The sequence below is a fragment of the Spirochaetia bacterium genome, assembly GCA_022482625.1.
GTDB lineage: Bacteria > Spirochaetota > Spirochaetia > Sphaerochaetales > Sphaerochaetaceae > Pleomorphochaeta.
Genome location: JAKVOU010000001.1, coordinates 631,596 through 645,799, shown reverse-complemented (window position 1 = coordinate 645,799; position 14,204 = coordinate 631,596). Strand labels below are relative to the sequence as shown.

Genomic DNA, 14,204 nt, shown 5'->3' with positions numbered 1-14,204 from the left:
AGGTTGTAATGGAGCTGCATCGTCCTGATGCAGTTTTTTTTTATGCAGAAGATTTTGATCCTGTAGGATACCTGTATTGTCTTTCTTTCATTTTTTCCAGCCAATGTTTTGTTGGAATTCTCATAAGCATCGATAAACTTATTATATGTTTAGTTATAATATCTAAAAATTCTGTAAATTATCGGTCTCTACAAGAAAATACTTGCCAATATGTGAACTTTGTCTTAGGATTTGTGTATAACTGTGGATTTATATGGAAAATTATGGTAGAAGAGGGAGATATGGATACAGGTACATACGCCAACACCATCGATGACAAGGGTAGGTTTCTGGTTCCGATTCAAAAGCGATCGGAATTGGAAGGCAAGACCTTTGTGCTTACTTTGGGGATTGACAAATGCCTGTGGCTTCTCGACAGGGAAAAGTTCGAAAAGCTTCATGAAAGGATCCTCGGAACAGCTGAGCATCAGATGAACAAGGAAAATACGATTCTGCTGCGGCGTCTGGTTGCTCCTGCCCAGGAAATATCGATGGACAAGAGCGGTAGGATTGCCATTCCTGCAACGTTGAGGAAATTTGCCGGTATCGTAATAAAGGAAGAAGCCCTGCTGATTAAATTCCGGCCATGGTTTGAGATCTGGAATTCGAATGAATATGAGAAATGGATGCTTGACGTACGAGATGATGTTGCCCCGGCTGCAAATGACCTGGGTATCTATAGTGAACTGATGTAAAGAGGAATATCTTATGGAATATGTCCATTATCCGGTCATGAAGAAAGAAGTCTTCAGCCTGCTTATCCCACCTAGGGACAGGCTTGCCTATATGGTGGATTGCACTTGCGGCGAGGGTGGACATACCCAGATGATGTTGGATGCCTATGACCAGCTGACGGTGTTCGGCTTGGACTGTGATGTAGAAATACAGAAAAAGGCAATCTGCAGGATGCAGCCCTACGGCAATCGGTTTGTTCCTGTGCATACTTGGTTTGACGACTTTTTCAAGCAATATCATGGACCTTTGCTGGATCTCGTACTTTTTGACTTGGGGATCAGCAGCTTCCATTATGAAGAATCCGAACGAGGTTTCAGTTTCAAGGCACATGAAGCCTTGGACATGCGACTGGACAAAAGCCTTCCCATGAGTGCTGCCGATTTGGTAAATACGTTGGATGAAGACAGTTTGGCCGACTTGATTTACCAATATGGAGAAGAAAGGTATTCCCGTCGATTTGCCAGGGCAATTGTCGAACAACGTGCAAAACAGCCGTTCGTTACCAGTGATGAACTGGAACAAGTCATTTTCCAAAGTGCCCCTCGGGGATACCGGTATGGCAGGATCCATCCTGCTACCCGTACTTTCCAGGCGTTGAGAATTGCCGTCAACAAGGAACTGGACAGGATCGGACCGGCAATTCGCATGGCCGTGGATGCCTTGCAACCCGGTGGACGGCTGGCAGTCATCAGCTTCCATTCATTGGAGGATAGGATTGTCAAATGGTCATTCAGGGAGCTGGCCGGACAGACGGACAGTACAGTGGAGCCGAGGGTAAAGATACTGACGAAGAAACCTCTGGTGCCCGATGACGAGGAAACAGAACTGAATCCTCCCAGCAGAAGTGCAAAACTAAGGGTAATCGAGAAGCTACGGGTCACAGGGAAAACTGATCCGGAAGGAGGGCAGGAATGATTGAAAGAAACACAGAGCTAGAAGAGCGGAATGAGAAAGACAGCAGGATGCATCAGCATACCTACAGCAGGCCTAGGACGCTCATTTCCATTGCCGCGGGTTTCGCTGCCATATTTGCTGCCGTATGGCAGAGCAGTATCTATGATACCCTTGACCAGAAAATGGGTGATGTGGAAAGGGCAACCTCCGATATGGAAGAACAGTATCGGAGCCATCTGAGTTCTGTTGCTACCTTGATGACTCCTGAATCTCTCTATGGCAAGGCCATGGACATGAACCTCGTCCTGACGAGGATAGATGAAAGGAAGTGAGGATATTCCATGGGATTTGCTTCCTATAGATACGGTATTTATTCCATAGCTAATTTCAGTGGTGCAAGAGTAGTCCGGCAATGTTCGAAAAAAATTCTGGGAATCGGCATCGATACCAGAGTTGACCTGCAGGACAAGCTGTTCGTTGCCTTGCGGGGCAGCAGGGTCAATGGGCATCTGTTCCTTGACGAAGCTCTTGCAAAGGGCGCTTCTGCCTTGCTTGTCGATGGTGAGCACATTGCCTATGCCTGTGAGCTGGCAAATAAATGGAATGCCGGTGTCCTTGTCTGTGATGATACGCTCAGGACGTTGCAGACCCTGTCTGCCGCATACATAGCCCAGTTTCCTGATATCACCTATGTGGGTATTACCGGCTCATGTGGAAAAAGTACGACAAAACAGGCTTTGGCTGCAATTCTTTCTGCCAAGGGCAACGTAGCCATGACGCCAGGGAACCTCAACAGTGAAATAGGGTTGCCATTGTCTTTGCTTCAGGTTGATTCCTCTACCGATTATGGTGTATTCGAAATGGCTGTTGACCACAAGGGAGAGATGGACCGCCATCTTTCGATGTTGCCGCCGTCTTATGCAATAGTGACGAACATCAGCTATGCCCATGCCGGCAAGCTGGGAAGCCAACGCAACATAGCAAAAGAGAAAAGCAAGATATATCATGCTGACTTAATTGCCGGCTACGTAAGCCGTGACTGCAACCTCAGGCCATTGCTGCAGCATCGGTCTCCCGTCAGGTTGAAATCCTTCAGCAAGGATGACCTTGATGTGACCTATCTTGGACTGGATGGCTGTTCACTTAGCTTCGGCAAGGAAAAAGTCAGGTTGCCTTTGATTGCACCATATCAGATGGAAGATGTTTCCGCTGCCGTAGCAGTTGCCCGTGATATGGGTATCTCTGATGAACAGCTGTGTGATGGCCTGCGCTTTTTCCATCCTCTTCCAGGCAGAGGAACAGTCTCTGCGGGACCGATAACGGTAATTGAGGATTGCTACAATGCTTCTCCTTCATCGACTGCCGGTATCCTTGGATATCTGGGCAACCTGAAGTGGGGAGGCCGGAAAAAAGCTGTGCTTGGTTCCATGACGGAACTGGGCAAGTATTCAAAACCGGCACATAGGAAAATAGGCAGGCTGCTTGCTTCCCTTGGTTTGGATACGATTTTCCTGTTCGGAAGCAATATGGAAGCAGCCTATGCATTCCTGAAGGAAAGCAGATATCCTGGAAAACTGTTTTTCAGTGATGATTTCGGGAAGCTGAGCTATGCCGTAGAAGCCGATATGCATTGCGGTGACCTTTTCCTTCTCAAGGGTTCCCGGGTCATGGAAATGGAAAGGCTGATTCCATTGCTGAAGGGGGCCGTATGATCAACCTTGCATTGCAGATCATGCTCATGGCTCTCATGTCATTCTTCATTACGTATATCGTCTGTGATCTGTTGATACGGAAAGGCGGGGTATTGGTTGCGCATATCAAGCCGGAACTCATGGATGAACAGGAGGAAAAGCAAGGTACACCGAACATCGGTGGCGTAGCCATGCTGGCAGGTATCCTTGCTCCTGTTTTCCTGTTCATCGGGCTTACGCCGGAGATCCAATTTGCCTTGCTTGCCCTTGTCCTTTTTTCCCTGCTTGGATTCCTTGATGATGTATTGAAGACAAAGACGGTAAACGGCGATGGTATTTCACCGAAGAAGAAGCTGTTGCTTCAGTTTGCCTGTGCCTTTGTCCTGGTTGCCTTCGGCGGAACAAAAGGCCTGCTGCATACAGGTTTTGCCTGGTTGGATGCAATTCCATGGCTGCAGACAGCCGTACTTGTTTTTCTGTTGGTCTACTTTGTCAATGCATTCAATATCAGCGATGGATTGGATGGGTTGGCTGTAAACCTGATGTTTCCCATATTGGCATTCTTTTTTCTGGCCATGCTTATGGTTCCCCAGATGAAGCAGCTGCTTCTGCTGCTGTTGGCAGTATTCGTTGCCTGCTTGGCTTTTTTGGTTTTCAACCATTATCCTGCACGTTGCTTCATGGGAGACTGCGGATCCATGGGACTGGGGGCAATGCTTTTTGTCCTTTCTGTCATATTCAATGTCGTACCTTTCTTCCTTGTTGCCACATTGATGTTTTCCATTGAACTCTTTTCTTCATTGGTCCAGATCATTGCAATTCGCTTGTTCCACAGAAAGGTGTTTTCGATTGCACCGGTACATCACATGTATCAGAAAATGGGGCAGGACGAAGATACGATCGTACGGAGATTCACCATGTACAGTACGTTGTTTTCCATCGTTGCACTGCTGGTCTATCTCTGTCTGATCTAAGGATTGCCATGGAAATTCTGGACGAAGGAATCCGGCAGCAGGACGACCGGCTGCCCCTGGGACAGGATGACTGGTTCCGTTTCCTGTGTCTTGCAATCCTGCTGATTGGTACAGGGCTTGCCTCACTGTACAGTGCAAGCAGTTTCTTCGCAGTTTCAAAAGGGCTTCCTGCTGCATATTTCTTCAAGAAACAGGCAATCTTTGCCTTGGCAGGCCTTGTCCTCGGACTGATCATGCAGCCGCTGCCTTTTGAAAAGATTGCGAAACTATCGGCTTTTCCCCTTGTGGGCTGTGCGTATCTGCTGATGTTCCTGACGCTTTTTACACATTTCGGAGTCGAAAGCCTGGGAGCGCGGCGTTGGATAAGCCTGGGACCGATTCCTAGTTTCCAGCCTTCGGAAGTCGTGAAGCTTGCAACCATCTGTTTTATTCCTGCACTGATGGAATTGTCTCTGGAGAAATGGGTAAAAGACTATCTGGCTCTGTTTGTCGTCTTGTCTTTTTCAGTCCTTATCCTCATGCAACGGGATTATTCTACCTCCGTGCTGTATCTGGCAGTCAATCTGTTGCTCTGTATCATGATAGGTGTTTCATGGAAGAGGCTGCTGTCAGTACTTGTCTTTCTTCCTGTACCGGCAGCAGGACTTCTGTTATCAGAAAAATACAGGTTGCTTCGAGTCGTTTCATTTCTTTTTCCTTCTCTTGACCATCAGGGTATAAACTATCAGATGTCCAATTCCCTGAAAGCAATCGGCTCGGGAGGCTTGCTTGGCAAGGGGATAGGACAGGGAATATATAAGCTGGGAAGATTGCCTGAGGTCCACAATGATTTCATCATTTCCAACATAGGTGAAGAAACTGGTTTGATCGGGATAGCGTTTGTCTGCTTCTTGTTCCTTTGCTATGCTTACTTCGGTCTCAAGGCCTCAAGCCGGGAAGCTGACAATGAGAATTTGTTTTTTTCCCGCTTTCTTCTGGGAGTAACCCTGATGGTCGTGTTCCAGGCACTGGTCAACCTGATGGTCTGCACGGGCCTTCTGCCACCTACGGGAATTCCGCTTCCTTTTTTCAGCCAAGGCGGTACCAACCTGCTTATCGTCATCTTTGAATCTTCGTTCATCCTCAAGGGGTTGCGGGAAACAGAAGGTGCCTTATGAAAAAAAGTATCCTGTTGGCTCTTGTCCTGCTGATAGCATTGGCTATCCTGCTCTGTTTTCTGTTTTTCTTTCCTCCCTTCCAGATCAAGACAGTCGAGATATCATGGCAAGGTAAGCAGGATACTGCTTTGCCCGTGAGCCTGATTGATGAGGCAAATCATCTTGGAAGACACAGTTATCCCCTACAGTTGCTGGAAGGAAATATCAGCCGGTTTGCGGACAGTCCTTTCGTTGCAATGGTTGCCGGTAGTACTTTCAGTGGCAATGTGCTGAGGATCGTGCTTGAAAAGCAGCCTGTATTTGCTCACCTTGTTACCGATGGAACGGTCTGGGGTGTCATGAACGGAGAAGGAATCGTACGTATCGGCAAAGGCGATGGAAGGTATGCCGCTGGCCTGGGTCTTGAAGTTGTCCTTACTCCGACATTTGCAAAGCTTTTGGATACAGGGGATAGAATGTCTGGTCTTGAAGAGGCAATACGTATGGTTATGAGGATAAATGAAACTTCTTACTTGATATGCAGCCTGAAATGCGATAATAATATCAACTATGGGTCTGCTTTGTATACTTTGACCCTGGCTGATGGTTTTACACAAATATCCATTCGTCAGGAAGCTGACCTACCGAATCTGGAAAAGGCTGTCCGAAGAATCCTTGGACTTGGCTTGCAGAACGGGAAGCATGACAGGGAAATATATATATACCATGATGCCCTTGTAGTAAGAAGCGGCAAATTGGGAGGGTGCTAAGTTGGCTGGAGAAAAGATGATGATGGGGCTGGATATCGGGTCTGAGACGGTCAGGTGCGTCATTGGATCGGTCGGTAGGGATGACCAGCTGATGGTAGACAGCATCTGCGAAAGAGCCAGCGAAGGTGTCCTGCATGGGACGATCATCAACATAGAAAGTGCCGTCAGATCAATCAACAGCGTTATAAATGAAGCCCAGATGCTTGCAGGGACTGAGATCAACGATGTCATAATCGGAGTCGGCGGAGAATCCGTACAGGGAATCATGAGCCAGGGTGTCGTCAGCATCAGTGACCCTGATCAGGAAATCAAAAAAGAAGATGTATTCAGAAGTATGGAAGTCGCACGGGCCTTTGCATTGCCCAGTGACCGTGAGATCATCCATTCTCTGGTACAGGATTTCAAGATAGATGGGAGGAGTGGTATCAAAGACCCCATCGACATGCTCGGCCATCGACTTGAGACGAAGGTCCTTGTGGTAACTGCCAGTTCAGTGCTTTGCCAGACTCATAGGAAATGTGTGCAGCGTCTTGGCCTGGATGTACTTCGGACGACGCTGCAGAGCCTTGCCGATGCGGATGTAACTTTGTCTTCGGAAGACAAGGAGATGGGTACTATCCTGATCAACATCGGTGCCGGTACCACAGACATGATCGTCTACAGTGGCGGTACTCCCATGTATACCGGAGGAGTAAACCTTGGAGGGGAATCCGTAACTGAGGACATTGCACAGATCTTGGGCAAGACGAAGGCCATTGCAGAGCAACTGAAGCTTGAGTATGGGCATTGTTACGTTCCCTCGGTTTCCAGTGATGAAATGGTCCTCATTCCCCAGGCGGGCAATTTGCCTGCGATCAGATTGCCGAAGCGGGAACTGTCGAAGATCATCGAAGCCCGTATGGCTGAGATATTTTCCCGGTTGCAGAACAAGTTGCGCAGTGTCCCTGACCTAGGGAATATCGGCGGCGGCGTCGTCCTTGTCGGCGGCGGTGCCATGATGTCCGGTATTGCCGATCTTGCTACGGAAATCTTCAGGATGCCTTGCAGGGTAGGATTCCCTGAAGCCATCGGTGGTCTTGACAGGAATTATATCAGCCCTCAGTACACGACTGTCCTGGGGCTTTTGAAAAGCAATACCAAAAAGCATCTGGAATCCTCTTCCGATGTTCCACGGAGGAAGGGCAAGAAAGATGGCGGTGTGGTACGGAAGGTCTCGAACTTTTTCAGATCGATATTTTGACTATGATAAGGAAATGAGTAGCTATGGATGTAGGAATGTTTGAAGTGCAGGATATGATATCCGGCGAGCAGGCGGTTGAGACTACCATCAAGGTCATCGGAGTAGGCGGAGCCGGTGGCAATGCGGTCAACCGTATGATAGCCAGTGGATTGAAGAAGGTGAACTTTGTCGCAATGAATACCGATATGCAGGCACTGCAACGATCCAATGCACAGACACGTCTGACATTGGGAAAGGCTCTGACCGAAGGGCTGGGAGCCGGCGGCATTCCTGAGATAGGCGAAAAAGCTGCCATCGAAAGCAAAGAGGATATTCGTGCAGAAGTCGAGAACTGTGACATGGTCTTTGTCACTGCCGGCATGGGCGGCGGAACTGGGACCGGAGCGGCTCCTGTAGTCGCTGAGGTTGCCAAGAGTGCCAATGCACTGACGGTCGGCGTCGTCACTACTCCCTTTGCATTTGAGGGCAAGAAGAAAATGCAGCTTGCCGAGCAGGGCATAGAGAAGCTCCGTGCCCAGGTAGACACGTTGATTATCATACCCAACCAATATCTGCTCAATGTAGTGGAGAACAATACACCGATCAAACAGGCTTTCCTGATGGCTGATGAAGTGCTGTATATGGGCGTGCAGGGTATTTCGGAACTTATTACCGAACCCGGTGAAATCAACATCGACTTTGCCGATGTGCGGACGGTAATGAAAGGCAAGGGAGATGCCCTTATGGGCATCGGCTTCGGGGAAGGTGCCAACCGTGCCGTCGACGCTGCCCGCCAGGCCATTTCCAATCCGTTGCTTGCAAATGCTTCCATCCAGGGAGCAAAGAGCGTCTTGGTCAATCTTGCCGGTTCTGACTCCCTGACAATCCAGGAATATCAGGATGTAGTGGAACTGATTACCGAGAAATGTGCTGAAGATGCCTTGATCATTGCAGGACAGTCCTTCAATTCTGAACTTGGAGACAAAGTCAAGGTAACGGTTGTTGCCACTGGCTTTGAAGCCGGACCAGAGAGCGTAGGAGAACATCTGTTCCCTTCGGCTACGGCGGAGAAGACCAAGAAGGGGGTCGAGACTACTTCGGATGAAAGCGCTGAAAAGAAAGAAAAGGAAACTGGTGAAGATGGAGAAAAGAAAGCTCCGTCGGGAGTCGAGACAATAACAGTCAATCGTTGGCAGGATCTGCAGCAGCGTATCGGTGCCCAGGCAAATGGCGGTGAGCAGGATGACTACAATATACCGGCTGTACTGCGGTACCAGAAGGTGGACAAGAAATAAATGCCTCTCTCTATCTATCGGGACCAGATCCTCGAAGACTATCGTGATTATCTGGCATATCAGCGGCGGTTGCTTGACGTGACCGTCGCTGACTATCTGCGGGAAGTCTCTACGTTCCTTGCTTATCTAGTCTCAATCGGAAAAGATGTCGATGATTTTGCATCAAGGGATGTGGAAGGCTACATGGTCAGTTGCGACAACCAGCGACAGCTCTGTGACCGGACCAAGGCAAAGGATATGTCTGCCTTGCGAAGTTTTGCAGGTTTCCTGGTTTCCCATAGATATCGCACTGATAATCCCCTTGAATTGCTCGATGCCATCAAAGTACACCGGAAACTTCCTGAAGTTGCCTCAAAAGAAGAAATAGACCATCTGTTTGCCGTGATTCCCCTTACAGATTCCCTTTCTATCAGGGACAGGGCCTTGTTTGAGCTTATTTATAGCTGTGGACTGCGGATAAGCGAGGCTATCTCATTGCGATTGCCTGATTATCAGAAGAACGCCGTTACCATAGTAGGCAAAGGCAGGAAGATGCGGACGATACCGGTAGGTGAAGTAGCCCAGAAATATATGGATTTGTATTTCGCTGAATCCCGTCCCCTGCTGACCGGAGGGAAAAAGAACCCGCTTGTATTCCTTGGCAGGCGGGGAACAGGACTGACACGTCAGGCTGTAAGCAAGAGATTGGAAATGTATGCACTTCAGGCTGATCTTCCATTCCTGCATGTCCATACGCTCCGGCATTGCTTTGCAACTCACCTGCTGCAAGGCGGGGCTGACCTTCGGGTCGTCCAGGAACTGCTTGGCCATAGTGACATCCAGACGACGCAGATATATACTCACGTCGATGATACTGACAGGAAACAGGCGTATGCCAGATATCACAAGGACCTTGCATCTGATAAGCCTGTACGGGAGCACGAGTGAATGGATCCGAAGATGCTTATCATATTATGTCCTCTTATTTTCCTTGCCGGTTTCGTTGATTCAATTGCAGGCGGCGGCGGCTTGATTTCCCTTACTTCCTACATGGCATTGGGAATGCCGCCTCATCTGGCATTGGGAAACAACAAGTTTGCCTCTACCAGCGGTACGACGGTGGCTGCGATACGTTATATCAGAGCCGGACAAGTTGAGATGAAATTGGGAACCTTCGCTGTCATCTTCAGCCTTGTCGGTTCCGCTGTCGGAGCCCATGTGGCACTCCAGGCTTCAGATACGTTCCTGCGGTATCTGATGGTGGTGCTGGTCCCTGTCATAGCAGCCTTTACGCTGTTGAAAAAGGACTTCGGGGTTGCAAAGAGACGGATGGCAGATGGTCCGCTTACTTACTTCATATGCTGCATAGCCTGCCTGCTCATCGGATTCTATGACGGTTTTTTCGGACCTGGAACCGGTGTTTTCCTTACTTTCCTTTTTTCTGCCTTGATCGGACTTGATATCGTCACTTCCTGCGGTACGACAAAGATTGTCAACTTGGCCAGCAACGTTGCGGCTTTGGCAACATTCATCCTCAATGGCAACATTGATTATCTTATTGCAATCCCCTGTGCTGCATGCCAGATTGCCGGTTCATATCTGGGTGCTGGCATGGCAATCAGGAAAGGTGTTGCAATTGTCAAGCCGATCATGCTGATCGTAATGGCACTGTTGCTTTTGAAACTCATTTTCAGTTTCCTGGTCTGACACAACCGTTTTCCTGTCTTTTTTGTATAACAGGACATGGATAGGGAAAGAAAACTGCTGTTGTCGTTGCTTCCTTTTGAACAGGAACAGCTGAAGCCTGTATTTGAGAAACAGGATCTCTGTGTTGCTGAAATCGAGTCATTGATAGTCTCCCACCGATCATTTCCCGATATTTCTGCACGGTTGGACAGCTTTAGGAATTACAGGGTAGCTTTCTGCGGAGAGGATGGATATCCTGAAGGTCTCTACAGGCTTGCACATCCTCCGTATCGGCTTACATCTGACGCTCCGTTTCCGTCAACCTGCGGTATGGCTGTTGCCTTGACGTGCAGTGATACTGCCTATGATGACGTACTTTGCTGTGCCTATGGTTTCTCACGGGCCCTTTCTTTCAATGGAATTTCGGTAGTACTGACAGGAGAAGGGACCTGCGGTTCCCGGATGCTTGCCGGTATTGCTGCAGGGGGCACGGTGCCTGTCAGGGTCGCCGGTTGTGGATTGGACCATTGCAGACATCGATCTGGTGTTGCTACGGTATCGTGCATGGAACCTTGGATGGGGAACTCCCAGCCGGGGGCAAGGAGAAACGGGGCTACGTTGTTGGTCGGCTTGGCATCCTGTCTTGTCGTGCTGCAGGCATCGCAGCGAAGCGGATCCCTGTCCTGTGTGCAGGAAGCCTTGGATTCTGGCATTGAATGCTATGTCCATCAGTGTGGGGTCGACGGACGGATGTTCTGCAGAGGATCCAAGCAGTTGTTTGATGATGGTGCAATTATGGTACATGGCTATGAGGACTTGGCAAGATTGCAAGGTTTACCGATGAAAGAGACATGCCCTTCTGGCTTGTGAGAGTCCTTATGCAATGATAGAATGGAAAAATCATGGATGGGTATGGATTGCTTGGAGAATATCTTGATGTGCTGAAAGCTGTCGGCTCACGTAGTCCTAATACGCTGGAAGCCTATGGGAATGATATCAGACAGTTCTTGGCTTTTCTGGCTGATAAGCAGATTGATATTGCTGCCGTTGCTGACGGGGATGCCATACTGTATCTTGGACTGCTGGAGGGACAACATCTGTCAAAACGGAGCATAGCCAGAAAAATCAGTTGTCTGCGAGGGTTCTTTACCTATTGCCGCAAACATGGCTATACGGAACATAATCCGTTTTCTTCAGTATCAACCAGGGGGACAGGACGACCGCTTCCGACGGTCCTTACTGTCGAGGAAGTACATCGTCTGCTCAGTCAGCCGACAGATACCTTCCCGAAATTAAGGAACGTACTGCTGTTTACGATGCTCTACGACACCGGTTGCAGGATAGGGGAATTGCTGCCTCTCAACGTACGGGATGTTGACCTGGAAGCCGATGGTTTCCTTGTCATGGGAAAAGGAAGCAAGCAGAGAAAAGTTTACCTGACGGACCATTGCAGGGAACTTGCCCGGTACTACCTTTCCCAGAGAAGTGTCCTGCAAAGACTCAAGGGGATCAAGGGAAAGTCGGATCTGGACATTTTCTTTGTATCAGACAAAGGAAAAAGGTTGTCGATTTCAACTGTTGAGAGTATTTTTGAAGCACAGCGTCTTGCTTTTGGCTGGCAGAAGAGATTTACGCCGCATGTCCTGCGGCATACCTATGCTACCCATTTGCTTGACAACGGGGCATCCATAAGGGTTGTCCAGGAACTGTTGGGGCATGTGTCGCTTTCGACAACACAGATTTATACGCATGTCTCACAGAAAAAAATGAGGGAAGTCTATTTGGACAGTCATCCTCATGGAAGGGAAACATAATGGAACAATACAGAGGAACTACAATCGTAGCAGTGAAGAAAGACGGTAAGGTTGCATTGGCCGGTGACGGACAGGTAACTGCCGGAAACACTATTCTAAAGGGAAATGCACGGAAGGTCCGTCAGCTTTATGACGGACAGGTCGTTACCGGTTTTGCCGGTGGAACGGCTGATGCCTTTACCCTTTTTGAGCACTTTGAACAGAAACTGAAGAAATATTCCGGCGACTTGGTACGGTCGGCAGTGGAAATGGCAAAGCTATGGAGAGCTGACCAGCAACTGAGGCAGCTTGATGCACAGATGATCGTGGCGAACAATGACAAGATTCTCCTGCTTACCGGCGTCGGTGATGTCGTTGAACCGGAATACAATGTAATGGCTATCGGAAGCGGCGGAAACTTTGCGCTTTCTGCAGCTCTGGCATATATTGATGCAAAAGTGGATATGGATGCACGTGAGATTGCCTACAGAAGCGTCAAGATTGCATCGTCCCTGTGCATCTATACCGATGACAAGATTTTGGTTGAGGTTCCAGGTGAACCTGAAACCTTTATGGATGCTACAAAGAAAAATTAGTAGGGAACGTGGCTACGGTTCCCTTTATTATAGGAAAGCAAGAATGAAACAATTGCAGAATTTGGATGAAATGAAACCGTCACAGATTGTGGCTGAGTTGGACAAGTATATAATCGGACAGGAAAAAGCAAAGCGTACGATTGCTGTTGCTATCAGGAACCGCACCAGACGTAAGAGGCTTCCTCCTGAGATCAGGGATGAAGTATCTCCCAAGAACATGATACTCATCGGTCCTACAGGATGTGGAAAGACTGAATTGGCCAGACGGATAAGCCAGCTCAGCGGTGCCCCGTTCATCAAGGTCGAAGCTACCAAGTTTACTGAGGTGGGCTATGTCGGGCGCGATGTGGAATCTATGGTAAGGGATTTGATGGGGGTTTCCTTGCAGATGGTAAAGAAAGAAGCAAGTGAAAACAATGCTGACAAAGTGGATGCATTGGTCGAAGAACGGCTTCTTGATTTGCTTTTGCCGAAGCTGGATGCTTCACAGGGTGCCCTTGAAGAGGACAAGACGACAACCAGGGAGAAATTCAGGAAAATGCTCCATGAGGGTGCCTTTGAAGATAAGGAAGTCGAACTCAATGTCACTTCTTCCGGTTCTTCTCTCGGTGTCGAGATGTTCGGCGGTGGAAATATGGAAGATATACAGAATGCAATGAATTCTATTTCTTCCATGCTCCGTCAGCCCCAGAAGCGTGTCTGTTCCATCAAAAGGGCCAGGGAACTGCTCAGAGAGGAAGAACTTGACAAACTTGTCGACCCTGACAAGGCCAAGGACGAGGCAAAGGAACGTGTCGAGCAGATGGGCATCATCTTCATTGATGAGATAGATAAGATAGCCAATGCAGAGGGACAACGCAGCGGAGGACAGGATGTTTCCCGTGAAGGTGTCCAGCGTGATATTCTGCCCATCGTCGAAGGAACCAAGGTAAACACCAAGTGGGGTGTCATTGACACGACCCACATCCTTTTCATCGCAAGCGGTGCTTTCCATGTCTCAAAGCCCAGCGATCTCATACCTGAACTCCAAGGACGTTTCCCTCTCCGTGTGGAACTGGATGATCTTACTGTTGATGATTTCAAGAGAATCCTGGTTGAGCCGAAGAATGCAATTACCATGCAATACCATGAACTGCTCAAGACTGAGGGCGTGGATATTGTTTTCCGTGATGATGCCATCAGCAGGATCAGCGAGATTGCACATCAGGTAAATACTGCCAATGAGAACATCGGAGCCAGACGTTTATATACGATCATGGAGAAGCTGCTTGAGGAGCTGAGTTTCAGTGCGGATGAACTGACAGGACAGACAATTACGATAACATCTGATTATGTTGACCGCCGGCTTGGCGATGTAGTCGAGGACCAGGATCTTTCCCGGTTCATCCTGTAGGAGC

Annotated in this window: 15 protein-coding genes; all 15 read left to right on the top strand. The window is 48.6% G+C overall.

Annotation, left to right across the window (positions count from 1 at the left end; all coding sequences use genetic code 11):
* The first annotated feature begins 281 nt into the window (after positions 1-281).
* From LKE40_02915 to hslU, 15 genes are read left to right on the top strand one after another with little or no spacing between them, the layout of a single operon-like run.
* Positions 282-734, top strand: coding sequence for a cell division/cell wall cluster transcriptional repressor MraZ (locus tag LKE40_02915; protein MCH3916427.1), 453 nt, complete (start codon positions 282-284; stop codon positions 732-734).
* A gap of 13 nt (positions 735-747) precedes the next feature.
* The gene (gene rsmH / locus LKE40_02910; GenBank protein ID MCH3916426.1) at positions 748-1,689 is read left to right on the top strand and encodes a 16S rRNA (cytosine(1402)-N(4))-methyltransferase RsmH; all 942 of its coding nucleotides are present in this window, start codon (positions 748-750) and stop codon (positions 1,687-1,689) included.
* Positions 1,686-2,000 (top strand): hypothetical protein, encoded by a 315-nt coding sequence (locus tag LKE40_02905; GenBank protein ID MCH3916425.1) that lies wholly within the window; start codon positions 1,686-1,688, stop codon positions 1,998-2,000. The genes rsmH and LKE40_02905 overlap by 4 nt, the downstream gene beginning before the upstream one ends.
* A gap of 9 nt (positions 2,001-2,009) precedes the next feature.
* Positions 2,010-3,380, top strand: coding sequence for a UDP-N-acetylmuramoyl-tripeptide--D-alanyl-D-alanine ligase (locus LKE40_02900; protein MCH3916424.1), 1,371 nt, complete (start codon positions 2,010-2,012; stop codon positions 3,378-3,380).
* Complete coding sequence (locus tag LKE40_02895; protein MCH3916423.1) at positions 3,377-4,333, top strand: hypothetical protein; 957 nt, start codon at positions 3,377-3,379, stop codon at positions 4,331-4,333. Before LKE40_02900 ends, LKE40_02895 begins: the two co-directional genes overlap by 4 nt.
* Before the next feature lie 8 nt (positions 4,334-4,341).
* Complete coding sequence (locus tag LKE40_02890; protein ID MCH3916422.1) at positions 4,342-5,490, top strand: FtsW/RodA/SpoVE family cell cycle protein; 1,149 nt, start codon at positions 4,342-4,344, stop codon at positions 5,488-5,490.
* Positions 5,487-6,239, top strand: coding sequence for a hypothetical protein (locus LKE40_02885; protein MCH3916421.1), 753 nt, complete (start codon positions 5,487-5,489; stop codon positions 6,237-6,239). The genes LKE40_02890 and LKE40_02885 overlap by 4 nt, the downstream gene beginning before the upstream one ends.
* A 1-nt stretch (position 6,240) precedes the next feature.
* Positions 6,241-7,479 (top strand): cell division protein FtsA, encoded by a 1,239-nt coding sequence (gene ftsA, locus LKE40_02880; GenBank protein MCH3916420.1) that lies wholly within the window; start codon positions 6,241-6,243, stop codon positions 7,477-7,479.
* 23 nt (positions 7,480-7,502) lie between these two features.
* On the top strand, positions 7,503-8,753 hold the full coding sequence (gene ftsZ / locus LKE40_02875) for a cell division protein FtsZ (protein ID MCH3916419.1): 1,251 nt from the start codon (positions 7,503-7,505) through the stop codon (positions 8,751-8,753).
* On the top strand, positions 8,754-9,680 hold the full coding sequence (locus LKE40_02870; protein ID MCH3916418.1) for a tyrosine-type recombinase/integrase: 927 nt from the start codon (positions 8,754-8,756) through the stop codon (positions 9,678-9,680).
* Positions 9,681-10,439: a TSUP family transporter gene (locus LKE40_02865; GenBank protein MCH3916417.1), complete on the top strand. Its 759-nt coding sequence runs from the start codon at positions 9,681-9,683 to the stop codon at positions 10,437-10,439.
* 36 nt (positions 10,440-10,475) lie between these two features.
* Positions 10,476-11,288 (top strand): hypothetical protein, encoded by an 813-nt coding sequence (locus LKE40_02860; protein ID MCH3916416.1) that lies wholly within the window; start codon positions 10,476-10,478, stop codon positions 11,286-11,288.
* Positions 11,289-11,320: 32 nt separating this feature from the next.
* Positions 11,321-12,232: a tyrosine-type recombinase/integrase gene (locus LKE40_02855; GenBank protein ID MCH3916415.1), complete on the top strand. Its 912-nt coding sequence runs from the start codon at positions 11,321-11,323 to the stop codon at positions 12,230-12,232.
* Positions 12,232-12,807 carry an ATP-dependent protease subunit HslV gene (gene hslV / locus LKE40_02850; protein ID MCH3916414.1) on the top strand — a complete coding sequence of 192 codons (576 nt, stop codon included), beginning with the start codon at positions 12,232-12,234 and terminating at the stop codon, positions 12,805-12,807. Before LKE40_02855 ends, hslV begins: the two co-directional genes overlap by 1 nt.
* A gap of 43 nt (positions 12,808-12,850) precedes the next feature.
* Positions 12,851-14,200 (top strand): ATP-dependent protease ATPase subunit HslU, encoded by a 1,350-nt coding sequence (gene hslU, locus LKE40_02845; protein MCH3916413.1) that lies wholly within the window; start codon positions 12,851-12,853, stop codon positions 14,198-14,200.
* The last annotated feature ends 4 nt before the right edge of the window (positions 14,201-14,204 follow it).